Here is a 12,845-nt window from a genome sequence, read left to right as displayed (position 1 = left end):
ATGATCGGAATTGCGTGGTACTCGGGCGTCCTATTGGAGGATTCGCCGGGCGACGTTGGTCGTGACGAGATCGAGCAGTTCCTCACCGCGCCCGGACAGGATCGTCCGGATCGCATAGAGGGTGAAACCCTTCGCCTGTTCCACCGTGATCGCGGGCGGAACGGACAGTTCCTGGCGTGCGGTGAAGACCTCCACGAGGGCCGGGCCGTCGTGGGCGAAAGCCGCCTTGAGGGCACCGTCGAGATCACCCGGGCGCTCGACCCGCTGCCCGAACACCCCGGCCGCCGACGCGACGTCGGCCAGCCGCGGGTTCTCCAGGTCGGTCCCGTAGTTGACGAAGCCGGCCGCCTTCATCTCGAGTTCGACGAAGTTGAGCGACGAGTTGTTGAACACGACGATCTTCACCGGCAGGCGGTTCTGGACGGCCGCGAAGAGCTCACCGAGCATCATCGTGAGGCCGCCGTCGCCTGCCAGCGCGACCACCTGACGGCCGGGGTAGGCCGCCTGTGCACCCAGCGCGTGCGGCAGCGCCACGCCCATCGACCCGTGGTTGAACGAGCCGAGCAGCCGCCGCTGACCGTTCATGTGCAGGTACCGGGCCGCCCACACCACCGGCGAGCCGACGTCCGTGGTGAACACCGCGTCGGTGGCGGCGAGCTCGTTCACCCTGCTCGCGACGAACTGCGGATGGATGGGGGTGCGCTCGTGGTCGTTCACCGCGAGCGAGTCGAGCGACTTGCGCGTCTTCTCGTAGTGCGCGCGGGCCCGGTCGAGGTGATGGCGCTCGGTCTTCGTCTCGACGAGGGGCAGCAGCGCCTCGATGGTGTCCTTCACGGTGCCGACGAGACCGAGGTCGACGTGGGTGCGCCTGCCGATGTGACTGCCGCGGATGTCCACCTGGATCACCGTCGCGTCGCTCGGGTAGAACTGCCGGTACGGGAAGTCCGTGCCCAGCATCAGGAGCGTGTCGGCCTCGTCGATCGCCTTGTACCCGGACGCGAACCCGAGCAGGCCCGTCAGCCCGACGTCGTACGGGTTGTCGTACTCGATGGCGTCCTTGCCGCGCAGGGCGTGCACGATCGGCGCCTTCAGCGCCTCGGCGAGCGCGAGCAGCTGGTCGTGGGCGCCTGCCGCGCCCGCACCGCCCAGGATGGTGACGCGCCGGGCCGAGTTCAGCAAGGCCACCGCCTGCTGCAGCGAGCTGTCGTCCGGCCGGACGATCGAGCGCGTCGCGCGCACGGCCGTCGGCCGGACGTGGCTGTCGACCTTGCCGAGAAGCACCTCCCCCGGCACGACGACCACGGACACGCCGTTGTTCTCGACCGCCGCTCGCATCGCCATCTCGAGGATGCGCGGCGCCGCCTCCGGCGTGCTCACCAGCTCGGTGTAGACGCTGCACTCGGTGAACAGCTTCTGGGGGTGCGTCTCCTGGAAGTACTCGGACCCGATCTCGTCCCCGGGGATGTGCGCGGCGAGCGCCAGCACCGGCACCCGGCTCTTGTAGGCGTCGAACAGTCCGTTGATCAGGTGCAGGTTGCCCGGTCCGCAGCTGCCCACGCACACGGCCAGCTCGCCGGTCAGCCCGGCCTCCGCAGCCGCACCGAGGGCAGCCGACTCCTCGTGCCGCACATGTACCCAGTCCAGCGTCCCGTCGCGTCGCAGCGCATCCGTGAATCCGTTCAGTGAATCGCCCGGCAGTCCGTAGACGCGATGGACACCGCTGGCCTTGAGCGAATCGATGATGTGGTCGGCGACCGTTTCCATGCGCGAGCCTCCCTTGGTTTTCCGGTAGGACGGCGTCCACTCTCCTCACGACCGGGGGACGGGCCATCGGTCGAATGACTGTTCACGTCGAACCCCGCCGGTTCTGCGCAGCTCCCGAGCTCATGAACGACTCACGACAATGCGCGAAATGGGTCAGGGGGTGATCGCGATCTTTCCGAGGGCGTGCGGGCGCTCGGAGGCACGATGCGCCTCCGCCGTGTCGGCGAGCGCGAACCGGTCACACACCACCACACGCAGCTCTCCCGAGCGGACCAGCCCCGCCAGACCGTCGAGCCCGGCCGCGTCGGGGTGGACCAGGAAATCCGTCCAGCGGGCGCCGCGATCGGCCGCCGCCGCGCTCAGGTCCCGGGTGGTGCCGGCGGGAACCGACACCAGGACACCACCGGCGCGCAGGATCGACAGTGACCGGACGGAGTTCTCCCCACCGATCAGGTCGAGCACGACGTCGACCTCGCCTGCCGCATCCTCGAAACGCGTCGTGCGGTAGTCGATCAGTTCGTCGGCGCCCAGTCCCGTCAGTGCCTCGTGGCTGTCGGCGGCTGCGGTCCCGAGGACGTACGCGCCGCGCGCCTTGGCGATCTGCACGGCCAGGTGCCCGACGCCCCCGGCTGCGGCGTGGATCAGAACCCGCCGGCCTGCACCGACGGACCCGGTGGTCACCAGTGCCTGCCATGCCGTGAGGCCGGACAGCGGCAGGCAACCGGCATGGACCATGTCGATCTCCGGGGGTTTGCGCACGAGTTCCTGCGCCGGCGCGGTGACGTACTCCGCGTACGCCCCCGCCGCGCGGGGGAACCGGGGCAGGCCCAGCACCTCGTCACCCACCGAGAACCGGTCGACTCCGGCGCCCAGCCCCGCCACGACCCCCGCGACGTCCCAGCCGAGGGTGAGCGGGAGCTCCCGCAGCCGGCTCACCCCCTCCCGGGTCTTGCCGTCGACGGGATTGACGCTGGTGCCGTGCACGCGGACCAGCACCTCGCCCGGGGCCGGCTCGGGAACAGGAAGGTCCTCGTAGCGCAGTGCGTCCGGCCCACCGAACTCGTACAGCCGGATCGCCTTCATGAGCGTCATCGCAGCCTTCCCCGTCATCGCAGCCCTTCCGTCGTGTCGACCTCCCCGCGAGGGTGCCCGGGGAACCGCGGGCCGCCATCGACAGAACGACTGGCCGACCGGCAGCCGAGCGGGAGTCGGACGACGCGGCGTTCTCCCCCATGGCCGGCTGCGGCGTCCTTCCTGGTTGTTATGAGGCACTGGTCGGGTTCGGCCCATCAGTCAAATGACTCCGATCGCAGTCCTGCCTGTATTCCGCATGGCGAGCGCCGGGGCTGCTGGGTTTCCTCGGAGACCGGGGAATGAGCGATCGGAGGACGATGCTCAGCAATGACGGAGGTCGCGTGCAGACCGTGGCACCGCTGCGCCGGGAACCGGATCTCATCGGCCGGACCGCCGAACGCAGCCGTCTCGCGCGGGCCGTTCAGGAGGCGAGGACCGGGCCGGCTCGGCTGCTGGTCCTCGGCGAGACGGGCATCGGCAGGTCGAGCCTCCTGGCGACCGCCGTCGACGACGCACGGCAGCAGGGTTTCCGCGTCCTCGCCGGATCGGGCACCAGCCTGCCGGGCTGCGCGCTGCTGCGGCGGCTCGTCACGCCCCTGATGTCGGTCGCCGACCGGCTGCCGGACTCCCTGCGGACTCCCCTGCACGGGCTGGTCTCCGGTACGGACGACGCCGCCGTGCGCGATCCCGGGACGCTGCACGGTGCGGTGTCGTCGCTGGTCCGGGAGGCGGCGCGGGACAGACCTCTCGCCCTCGTCATCGACGACGTGCAGTCCGCAGGCCAGGGCTCGCTCGACCTGCTGGCCTTCCTCAGCCACCGGCTGACCAGCGAGCACATCCTGCTGTTGTTCGCAGCGCGCGGCCTCCTGCCTCCCGAGCAGCTCGACACGGACCTGCCCGTCCATCACGTCGGCCCGTTGTCGGTCACCGAAGCGACGGTCCTGCTCGCTCGTCAGCCGTCCCCACCGCGGGGCTGGATCCGGGGCGAGATCCTCCGCCACGCCGGCGGCAACCCGCGGGCCGTCATCGAGCTCGCGCACAGCGCGGCGGGCGGCGACCACCGTCCGCGGCAGGGATTCGGGCTGCCCGTCCCGGCCCGGATTCGCCGCGCTCACACCGCGCGGATCGAGGAACTGCCCACCAAGACCCGCCGGGTGCTGCTCGTCGCCGCGGCGGCCGAGGACCGCGGGGACCTGCAGGCCGTACTGTCCGCCGCCGGGGCCGACCTGGCCGACTGCGGACCGGCCGAGGACGCCGCCCTGATCACCATCGTGGGCCACCGGATCTGCTTTCGGGATCCCACCGTTCGCCTGGCCTGCTACTCCGATGCCTCCGAGCACGACCGGCGCCAGGCGCACCGGGCGCTGGCCGCCTTCCCGTCGCACGACGCGGGGCGGCGCGCCTGGCACCTGGCCAACGCCGCCGAGGAGCCGGGCGAGGACGTCGCGCTCCTCCTCGAGACCGCGGCCGCCGTCGCGTGCAGGCAGGGCCGGCACGTCGAGGCCGCCGGGGCGCTGGAACGGGCAGCCGACTGCACCTCCGACGCCGGCCGGTCGGCCCGGCGCTGTGCCCGCGCGGCTCTCCTGGCCGCCCGGGGAGGTCACCACGCCTGGTGCCGGCAGCTGTGGGAGCGGGTCAGGGACCTGACCGGCGACCCGGCCCTGCTCGGTGTCGCCACGGCGGCCGCCGGCCAGCACCTTCCGCTGCACGAGCCCGCGTCCGCCTCCGCTCTCCCGATCGGCCGGCTGCTCGACAGCGGACTGCAGGACCGCGGCGTGGCCATGGCACTGGCCTCGGCGGCCGGGACGGCCGCCCTGGTCACCGGGGACGCGGCGATGCGGGCGGCGTTGGCGGGAATCGTCGAGCGCGCGGAGAGCCTGCCGGTCCGCACGGCGCTGGGCGACGAGCTGTGCCCCGGGCCGGCCGACGCAGCGGTGGCCGCTTCGGTCCGGTCGATCGGTGACCCGGGCGGATGGCAGCGCACGCAGGACGCCGACCCCGGCCTCCACGAACCGCAGAGCGGGCGCGCCGAGCTGATCCGGCTGCTGTCGGTCGGGACCGCCTCCTGGATGGCGGACGGCCCCACCGTCGCGAGCGGATACCTGCGCCGCGCCGTTCAGCTCCTCCGTGAGGACAACGCCGTGGGCGCCCACCCGTTCGCCTTCGTGATGCTGCTGGACGCGCTGGCCGACTGCGGGCTGTGGCGGGAAGCGGCGGCGGTGCATGCCGAGGCGACGGACGTCGCGGCCGCCGGGGGGCTGCCCGTGCTGGGCCGGGCCGTCGCCGCCCAGGGGATCGCCCTGCAGGTCCTGCGCGGTGACGTCGCCGCGGCCCAGCAGGCTCTGGCCACCCTCGACCCCTGGTCGAACCGGGCCGAGGACGACAACCCGATGGTGCGCTGCCTCGTCCATCGCGCGGCGGGGCGCGTCCACGCCGCTGCCGGGGACCACGCGCTCGCCTGCCGCCACTACCTGGCGATGTTCGGGCCCGACGGGGAACCCGAGCACTTCGCATGGTCCTACCGGGCGGTCGCCGAGCTCGCCCGGTCGGCGGCGAAGGCGAACCGGCACGGGCCGGCGCTGCGGGTTCTCCACCGCGTCCGGCGCAGCGCGGGGAGCACACCCTCCGCTCACCGGGCAGTGCTCATCGACCGGGCCGCCGCGCTGCTCGCAGTCGATGACGAGCACGCGGTCGAGTCGGCGCTGCACGCGGCCGCCACCGGGCACACCGGCGGCGAACGGCCCCACGACCAGGCGGTGGCCATGGTCGACTACGCCGACTGGCTGCGCGCGCGCCGCCGGTTCGTCGACGCCCGCCCACTGCTGCGCGCGGCCCACGACACGTTCGCCCGCATCGGCGCCACCCACGACGCGGGCATCGCCTGCGAGCTGCTCCGCGCAACCGGGGTCTCGCTGCGCGGCACGGTCGAGGGGTTCGCGCTGCTGACGCCCCAGCAGCAGTTCATCGCGAAGCTGGCCGCTCAGGGCCTGAGCAACCGCGCGATCGCGGACCGGCTGGTGCTCTCACCCCGCACGGTCGGATCGCACCTGTACCAGATCTACCCCAAGCTCGGCGTCGTGAGCCGCCGCCAGCTCCCGGACGTCATCTCGGAGTGACATGACCGCATCAGCGCACAGGGACCACACCGTACGCGCCGGCACCCTCCCGCCGGGTGGGGAGCCGGTGCTCGACCTGATCACCCCCACCCGGACGACCGGAGCCGCCGCGCTGGTCGTCGGCGACCCGGGGACGGGCAAGTCGACGCTCCTGCAGGCCGTCGTGGACCGCGCACGATCGGCGGGCTACCTCATCGTGCCCGCGGCGCCGTGCCCGACCCACCGGCAGCGGACGGACGCACCCGGCCCGGCCCCGGACGGGGTCGACGAGGCACCGGCGGCAGGCGCGGCGGAATGGCTGAGCCGGGCGGCGAGGAGGCAACCGGTGCTGGCCGTGGTCGACGACGTGGACCGCATCGGCCCCACGTCCACCGACGGCCTGCGGCGACTGGTCGAGACGCTCCCGGCGCAGCCGGTCGTGTTCCTGATGGCCGCCCGCCCTGCGGCGGCCCGGCACCTGGAGTGGCAGGGCCTGCAGCACCACCGGCTGCTGCCGCTGGACATGCCCACGGCGGCGCAGCTCCTGCGCCGGCAGCCCGGCCCGCTCACCGGGATCGCCGCCTACGAGGTGTTGCGGCGGGCCCGGGGCAACCCTCGCGCGCTCGTCGAGCTCAGTCACGCGTTCGGCAGCGAGGACGTGCCCGACACGATGCGGATCCGGACCAGGTACGCACGGCAGCTCGACGCGCTTCCCGCACCGACCCGGCGGGCGCTCCTGTACGCGGCGGGACGGGCCGGGCAGGAACCGCTCGCCACGGTGCTGGACGCGGCCGGCCGGAGGTCCGTTCCCGCCGAGGTGTGGGAGCCCGCCGTGGCCGCCGGCCTCGTCGAGCTCGTCGGCGACGACGTGGTGTTCCCGGACCCACTGGTCGCGGTCGCGGTCTACCACGGCGCCCCCGCGGTGGTCCGCAGGCGGCTGCACCACGACTTCGCGGTGGCGATCGGGCAGCCCTCGTTCGAACGCGCCATGCACCTGGCGATGCTGCCGCTCGGCGAGGACGCAGCCACCGCCGCCCTCCTCGAGTCGGAGAGCCGCAAGGCCCGCACCGAGTGCCGCATGACGCAGGCGGCGGTCGCCGCGCAACGGGCTGCCGAACTGTCCGGCGACTCCGAGCACGCGGCCCGGCGCTACGTGCTCGCCACCCTCGCAGCGGCGGCGGCGGGCGACTCCGCCTGGACCCGCGCGCTCTGTGCCCACGTCGACCGGCTCACCGAGCGGCCCGACCTGCGCTGCAGTGCCGCGAGCGCCACCGCCACGGCGCTGTCCCGCGCGGGACACCAGTGCGAGGCCATGGACCTCCTCGTCCACACCGCCCGCACCCACCCGTCCGTCGACCGGGTCACCGCGCTGGGCCTGGCGGTCTGCGCGGCCGTGGTGGCCGCCCACTCCGGGCTGGGCCCCCATCGGGACGCGGCGGCAGCTCTCCTGGCCGCGGCGGCCGACCGACCGGTCCTCCCCAGCTCGACGCCCTACCTGGACGAGGCGGACCCGGCTCTCCAGCAGGCGTGGATGGCCGTGAGCGTCGACCCACGGTCCGCACCCGACCACCGAAGCCTGCTTCCCGGCCGTCGGGAGCAGGTCGGGCGGACACCGGTGGTCGACACGCTGGCGATGGCCACGATCGCCGAAGCGCTCGACGACAGCGAGCTCGCGGCCACGCTGCGGTCCGAGGTCCTCGACCGGCCCCGGACCGGGAACCGGACCTCGGTCTTTCCCGAGGCATGGCCGCCAATGATCCGCGGCCTGCTCAGCACCGGACGCTGGCATGCCGCCGAGCACACCCTCGACTCCGCCGACGAGGTCGCCGCTGCACAGGACCTCCCGGTGCTGCGCGTACACCTCGCGGCGCTACGCGCCATCCTCGTCGCCCTCCGGGGCGACGCAGGCACCGCACGGGCGCTGGTCGAGCAGGCCTGGCCGGACCTCGACCTGGACAGCAACCGCAGTGCCCACTCCTGGCTGCTGCGCGCGCTCGGGTACTCGGCGCTCGTCGCAGGCGACTTCGACACCGCATCCCGCAACTTCCTCGCCATGATCGCCACGGACGCACGCTCCTGGCCGATGCCGCACGACAGCACGGACGCGCTCGTTCTCGCCATCGCGGCCCACCGTGCGGACACCGCCGCCGACGTGTTGCCCACCGTCGACTCGGTGCGACGGTCCTGCGGGCCCCGGCCGGGAATCCGGACGCAGCTGACGCTGAGCCACGCCTATGCGCTCCTGATCGACGACGCCGAGACCGAACGACGGTTCCGGTTCGCGGTCTCCGATCCCCGCGCCGGACGGTGGCCCGTGCTGCTCGCGCTCGCCCGGCTGCACTACGGGACATGGCTGCGCAGGCAACGCCGACCGGGCGACGCGCGATCGCAGCTGTCCGAGGCGCTCGCCGCGTTCACCGGGCTCGGCGCGGAACCGTTCGCGCAGTCGGCGCGCGTCGAGCTCAGGGCCAGTGGCGGCGACCCGGACGACACCGGGAAGCTCACGCGGGGTGCCGTCCTCTCGGCGCAGCAACACCAGATCGCGCTGCTCGCCGCCCAGGGCCTGCGCAACCGGGAGGTGGCCGACCGGCTGCAGCTCTCGCCGCGCACCGTCAGCACGCACCTGCACAACGTCTATCTCCGGCTCGGCATCAACCAGCGCCACCAGCTCCGGCGGATGATCCTTCCGCCGGACCTGCCCTCGACCTGACGGGCCCGGCGGGAGCGGCCCGGCCGGTCAGCCGTCGTACTGGGCGCTGAGCAGCCCGGCGTTGTAGTCGGTGCAGAACACCACACCGTCGGGCCGGACGTGGACGTCGGCGGTCTGGATCACGCGCGGACGTCCGGGGCGGGGGTCCATGAGCCTCGACGGCGGCCCCGGGACGAGCGCGCCCGCCGGCTTCGGCTGGTACGGGTCGGTGATGTCGAAGGCCCGGACACCGGCGTTCTGGTAGGTGGCGAAGATCAGGGTGTCGGACACGAAGCTGTCCGGCCGGTTCTCGTGCAGGTTGTGCGGCCCGAAGTGGCCACCCTTGACCGGGTAGGCCTGGTCGGTCGGAGTCGGCAGCGTCGCGATGGACACCGGGTTGGCCGGCTCGGCGATGGTGAACACCCAGACGTGTTTGAGGCCGTCCTGGAGGTTGTCGGCGGTGGCCTCGTCGGCGACCAGCAGCAGGTCGCGCGCCGGGAGCGGCACCGCGGTGTGCGTGCCGCCGCCGAACGGAGGTGACCAGTTGCGATGCACGATCAGCTCGGGCGCCTCGCGGTCGCGGATGTCCAGCAGGGTCAGGCCGCCGTCGCGCCAGGACGCGTACGCCGTGTCGCCGTCGACGATCGCGTGGTGCAGGGCGTACCGCCACCGGTCGGTGTCCCAGTCCGGGTGCTCGCCGCGAGCGGTGTTCATGCCGGGCAGCCACCATTCGCCCGCCCATCGGGGCTTCGTGGGGTCCTGCAGGTCGATGACCCGGAAGACGTAGTCGGTGAAGCCGTCGGCGAGCACCGACGCGTAGGCCCAGCGACCCCCGGTGTACCAGAGCCGGTGCACCCCCACCCCGTCCACCTCGAGGAAGGAGATCTGCCGGGGCTCGGCGGGCTTCGAGATGTCGAAGATCGCCACGCCTGCCGACCAGGTCCGCCGCGTTCCCGCCAGCCGGGTCCCGACCGAACCCTGGTAGTAGCTCTGCTCCGCCGAGAACTCCTTCCACAGGTCCTTGGCGTGGATGACGAGCAACAGGTCGTCGGCCGCCTGCAGGTGGATGTTCCAGGTGTCGGGGGGCGCCGGGTGGAAGCCGACGGTGGTCATGTCCCGCGGGTCGCGGGCGTCGATGACCGAGAACCCCGAGGAGAACAGGTGACCGACGTAGACGTAGCCGTTGCGGTACTGCATCTGCATCGCGTCCGGGCGGCCCCCCTGGTCGGAATGACCGAGCGGGGTGAACGCCTTCGCGATCTCGACGACTGGTGTGGACACGCCCCCACTGTGGCGCGCGACGCGCTCCCGGCCACCCGTCGGATGACTGACGGTCTCAGGTCCGGTCGCCCGGTCCGGCGGCCTCCGCCCGGGCGAGGTACCGGCTGTGGGTCTCCGCGCGGTGCCGGTCACCGAGCCGGTGCGCGGCCGCCACGGACAGGGCGAACACCTCGGGCCAGTGCCGCCAGCCCAGCCATCTGCCGGAGAAGTCGTGGAGGGCCTCGGCGGTGCTCACGACCGCGGAGTCGTCGCCTGCTGCCGCGGCCAGCCGCAGCGCACCGAGCCAGTTCTCGCTCTCGACCTCCAGCCATCGCTGGGCGCCCGCCTGGTCGGGGAACTCCATCCGCGGCTCCGGCAGCACGTCGCCGGGCTGCGCGCCCGGTCGGAAGCGGCCGGCCGCCCCGCGTGCCGTGGCGAGGAGCCAGGAGACGAGCCGCTGCCGGGCCTGCTCGACGGCCTCGGCGCCGTCGTCGGCCACCAGCTGCTCACGCGCGAACAGGCGGATGAGGTCGTGGAACCCGGCGCGCTGGTCCGCCGCCGAGACGAGCAGACCGAGCTCGATGAGATCGTCGAGGCGCTGGTCGACCTCGGGCGCCGGCAACCCGGTGAGGACCGAGGCCAGTGCGGCTCCGGTGTCGGGGCCCGGCACCAGCGCCAGCCGCCGGAACACGAGCCGGGTGGTCGGGTCGAGCTGCCCGTAGGACACCGAGAAGGCGGCCCGGATCTGCAGGTCCCCCGCGGACAGCCGGTCGAGGCGGCTCTCCTGGTCGGTCAGCCGGTCGACCAGGGTGGCGAGAGTCCAGCCCGGCCTGCTGAGCAGCCGGTTGCCCGTGATCCGCAGCGCGAGGGGGTAGTTGCCGCACAGCTGGGTGACCGATCGGATCAGTGCGGGCGAGCGGTCGATGCCGGCATCGGAGTCGATGACGGCCCGCAGCATGTCATCGGCCTCCGCGTCGCTGAGCGGACCGAGGGTCACCCGGCGGACGTGGTCGAGCCCGGTGAGCGCCCGCCGGCTGGTGATGAGCGCCGCGCTGCCTCCCGGGCCCGGCAGCAGGCCCCGGACCTGTGCCTCGTCCGCCGCGTTGTCGAGCAGCAGCAGCGCCTTCCGGTCGGCGAGAATGCGGCGCAGCAGCTCGCCCCGGTCCGTGCGATGGGTGTGGATCTCGTCGGCGTCCACGCCGAGCGCCCGCAGCAGGCGGAACTGCACGACATACGGGTCCAGCGGTTCGCTGTCGTTCCCCCGCAGGTCGGCGAACAGGCGCCCGTCCGGGAAGCGGTCGCACGTGTTGTGTGCGCTGTGGACCGCCAGTGCGGTCTTCCCCAGGCCACCGGCCCCGCAGATGACGAGGGGAGCGGGGCGGCCGCCGCCGTCGGCGAGCGCCGCGATGACGGCGGCGAGCTCGGCGGAGCGTCCCGTGAAGTCGGGGATGTCGGGGGGAAGCTCGCAGAACGGCGCAGGCGCGGGCCGAGGCCGGCCGGTCCGCGCCGCGGCGAGCAGGAGGCCGCGGGCGTCCTCGGACAGACGGAGCGCGCCGGCGATGGCCGTCACCGTGCGGGCGTGCGGGTTGCGGCTGCGCCCCCGCTCCAGGTCGCTGACCGTTCGCACGCTCACGCCGGACCGTTCCGCGAGATCCTCGAGCGTGAGGCCGGCGGTGTGCCGGAACCCGCGCACCAGCTCTCCCAGCTCCGCCGACTCCGCCATGTCTTCTCCCTCCGGCTCTGCTGCTTCTCCCGTAAGCCCTGGTGACGACCGTAGTCGGCGCACCCCGGACCGGTCCTCACGTGACCAGTCGAACGACGGATGGCCGGGTGCCCTGCCGCACCGAGACTCGGAGGAGCACCACGTCGTCAACCCCGTCGAGGAGACACTCCAGTGCGAGCTGTGATGTTCACCGACCCCGGCCCGGCCAGCGTGCTCCACCTGGTGGAGCGCCCGATCCCGGTCGTGGGACCGGGAGAGGTCCGCGTGCGGGTGGTCGTGTCCGGAGTCAACCCCACCGACGTCGGCGCCCGCTCCGGCAGGGGCACCACCGACGGCACCCTCGGCCCGCACGTGCCCAACCAGGACGGGGCCGGCATCGTCGACGCCGTCGGCCCGGGTGTCCCCGGCCTGGCGGTCGGTGACCGGGTCTGGATGTGGGACGCGGCCTGGTTGCGTTCCGACGGAACCGCCCAGGAGTACGTCGTCCTGCCCCGCCGCCACGTCGTGCCGCTCCCGGACGGGGTGTCGTTCGACGTCGGCGCCGCGCTGGGAATTCCGGCCCTGACCGCGCACCGGGCCCTGACCTCCGCCGCGGAGGGGCCCGCCCGGCTGGAGCCCGGCGCCCTGAAGGGCAAGGTGGTGTTCGTCGTGGGTGGGGCGGGCGCCGTGGGCAACGCAGCCGTCCAGCTGGCCACATGGGCCGGCGCCCGGGTGCTCACGACGGTCACCAGCGACGCCAAGGCGGCCCTGGCCTCGGCGGCAGGGGCGGACCACGTGATCCGCGCGAGCGATGACGTGGGCGCGGCGGTGCGCCGGATGACCAAGGACGGCCTGGACGTCATCGTCGAGGTGGCGCCGACGGAGAACCTCGATCTCGACGTGGAGATGGTCGCGCCGGGCGGGACCATCGCCCTGTACACCGCGGGCCGGGAACCGACGATCCCGATCCCGTGGTTCCCCAGCATGGTCAAGAACGTGCAGTTCCAGTTCATCCTGACCTACACGACGTCGGTGCAGCAGAAGGACGATGCCGTCGCCGCCGTCAGCGCCGCCGTCGCTGCCCGCGCGTTCGACGTCGGCGAGCAGCACGGCCTGCCGCTCGCGCGCTTCCCGCTCGAACGCACCCGCGAGGCACACGAGGCGGTCGAGCACCACTGGGTCGGCAAGGTGCTCGTCGACGTCTCGTCCTGAACCCGAGTCTCACCCTCAACCGGGTCTCGCCCATGAACCGATCGATCCA

7 protein-coding genes are annotated in these 12,845 nt (G+C 73.2%); 3 read left to right on the top strand and 4 right to left on the bottom strand.

Translation table 11 applies throughout. The annotated features are described in order from the left end of the window. Nucleotides 1-30 precede the first annotated feature (30 nt). Together poxB and ACQPZA_RS15905 are read right to left on the bottom strand one after the other, a co-directional pair. Nucleotides 31-1,764 carry a ubiquinone-dependent pyruvate dehydrogenase gene (gene poxB, locus ACQPZA_RS15910; protein ID WP_433281825.1) on the bottom strand — a complete coding sequence of 578 codons (1,734 nt, stop codon included), beginning with the start codon at nt 1,762-1,764 and terminating at the stop codon, nt 31-33. 153 nt (nt 1,765-1,917) lie between these two features. Then, on the bottom strand, nt 1,918-2,856 hold the full coding sequence (locus ACQPZA_RS15905; protein ID WP_433281823.1) for an NADP-dependent oxidoreductase: 939 nt from the start codon (nt 2,854-2,856) through the stop codon (nt 1,918-1,920). 323 nt (nt 2,857-3,179) lie between these two features. Between ACQPZA_RS15905 and ACQPZA_RS15900 the strand changes: the two genes are divergently transcribed. Next, the gene (locus ACQPZA_RS15900; protein WP_433281821.1) at nt 3,180-5,954 is read left to right on the top strand and encodes an AAA family ATPase; all 2,775 of its coding nucleotides are present in this window, start codon (nt 3,180-3,182) and stop codon (nt 5,952-5,954) included. A gap of 1 nt (nt 5,955) precedes the next feature. Further along, complete coding sequence (locus ACQPZA_RS15895) at nt 5,956-8,643, top strand: LuxR C-terminal-related transcriptional regulator (protein ID WP_433281819.1); 2,688 nt, start codon at nt 5,956-5,958, stop codon at nt 8,641-8,643. Nucleotides 8,644-8,670: 27 nt separating this feature from the next. On the opposite strand, the gene ACQPZA_RS15890 is transcribed toward ACQPZA_RS15895, so the two are convergent. Then, the gene (locus ACQPZA_RS15890; protein WP_433281817.1) at nt 8,671-9,903 is read right to left on the bottom strand and encodes an LVIVD repeat-containing protein; all 1,233 of its coding nucleotides are present in this window, start codon (nt 9,901-9,903) and stop codon (nt 8,671-8,673) included. Between the two features lie 55 nt (nt 9,904-9,958). Next, the gene (locus ACQPZA_RS15885) at nt 9,959-11,605 is read right to left on the bottom strand and encodes a helix-turn-helix domain-containing protein (RefSeq protein WP_433281814.1); all 1,647 of its coding nucleotides are present in this window, start codon (nt 11,603-11,605) and stop codon (nt 9,959-9,961) included. 171 nt (nt 11,606-11,776) lie between these two features. Here ACQPZA_RS15885 and ACQPZA_RS15880 point away from each other — a divergent pair, with 171 nt between their 5' ends. Next, nucleotides 11,777-12,796, top strand: a complete 1,020-nt coding sequence (locus ACQPZA_RS15880; RefSeq protein ID WP_433281812.1) for an NADPH:quinone reductase — start codon at nt 11,777-11,779, stop codon at nt 12,794-12,796. The last annotated feature ends 49 nt before the right edge of the window (nt 12,797-12,845 follow it).

The organism is Pseudonocardia xinjiangensis (assembly GCF_050948425.1).
Classification (GTDB): domain Bacteria; phylum Actinomycetota; class Actinomycetes; order Mycobacteriales; family Pseudonocardiaceae; genus Pseudonocardia; species Pseudonocardia xinjiangensis.
Note: the sequence above shows the minus strand (reverse complement) of the source record. Positions and strands in the feature narration are given on the sequence as shown.